The 1,350-nt window shown below is 55.3% G+C and carries 1 protein-coding gene; it reads right to left on the bottom strand.

The annotated features are described in order from the left end of the window. Positions 1-10: 10 nt before the first annotated feature. On the bottom strand, positions 11-1,135 hold the full coding sequence (locus SM611_RS37585; RefSeq protein WP_371955171.1) for an AIPR family protein: 1,125 nt from the start codon (positions 1,133-1,135) through the stop codon (positions 11-13). Positions 1,136-1,350 lie beyond the last annotated feature (215 nt).

Genomic DNA, 1,350 nt, shown 5'->3' with positions numbered 1-1,350 from the left:
CATCGGCGCACTACGCCTGCTCGGCTTCACCAACATCGCCGAAGCCACCCGCTGGGCACGCGACGACTTCACCCACCCACTCATCGCACTCGGTCTCAACATCTGAGAACGCATTCAGCCCTGGTCGCCATGCTGCAATAGCTTCACGAGGGCTCAGGTTGGACCCATACCGGAGTCGCCATACATCTTGAATCCGCCGTCCGAGGATAGATTCGAGGCAAGATGCTACAGCGGTGGTCATCAAAACTATCGACCCCCGCCTTTGGAAGAAGGCCAGCTGCTTCTTCTGGCTGTCCGTTCGCTGGGCAGCAGGTACGCTCATAAGCGTGAGCTTGGCTTCTTCTATAGCCTTCAAGAGCGAGTAGCAAAAAACGACGTGGCGAGCGGATATGTATTCTGGAAATACTTGTGAATACACCTCGTCCGAAGACCAGATACGTTTGGTCTCGTTGTAGGCGATGCTGGGTTTCCCGTGAAAGGCCGCGATGGCTTGGGCGGCCGTTTGTGTGGCGATGAGATTGGGGCGGCGTTCTATGACGTCTTTCTCGCTGCCCCTTCGTGCCCCCTTGTACTCTGCCTCGGGGATGTCCTTGAACTGGCGCCTCAATTGATCCTGAGTCTTGTCATTGCTTCTGAAGTCAGCGGCCTCGATCTTATTCTGACTGTTGTTGAACTGAATGATCTCCTGGATTACTCGCTGATCGCTGCACTTCACGAAGCGAATCATCACTCGGGCCTTTGCGAGCGACACGGCAGTCGCCGAGCTATTGGCTAGCGCGCCTGTGGTCTGCGCGCCATTGACGATCGAGAGGCCACGAATGCCGAAGTCATCCGAAGGTGATTCTGGGTGGACGAACTCATTGACGAGCGCAGTTAGCCCATTGTTGTATGCAAAGAAGCGATCCGGACTCGCTTCAGCTGTCGTTTTGATGTTGTTGTTTATATTAACGTCACGGTTGATGCTGCCGAGATAGTCCCGCACATTGGCGCTGAAGAGATCGGTGCCATGCTGTTTGAAGAGTTCAGTCAGCCATTCCGCAGCTACCGATGTGCAGTACGCTTCCCAGTTGTCGCCCTCCTCGAAGAATCCTCCATGCGCCGGTACCGAGATTTCATCGGTAACGAGAATTGGCACCTGGGAGGTCCTGTACCACCTGTCGAGGGTGTTGCGGCCGATCTCGCGCGAAAAGACTTCTTCGACCGAATTGCCCGGAAAAGCATCATCAAGGACCCTTTTTCATCCTCGGGCGGGCTGGTTGATCACAGCATGATCGCGAGTTGATGGATTCCCTTTGGACGCAGAGAAGCCCCTGGTAGACGGGTTGATCACCACAACCCACACCGTCTCAC

Source organism: Actinomadura monticuli (assembly GCF_041463655.1).
GTDB lineage: Bacteria > Actinomycetota > Actinomycetes > Streptosporangiales > Streptosporangiaceae > Spirillospora > Spirillospora monticuli.
Note: the sequence above shows the minus strand (reverse complement) of the source record. Positions and strands in the feature narration are given on the sequence as shown.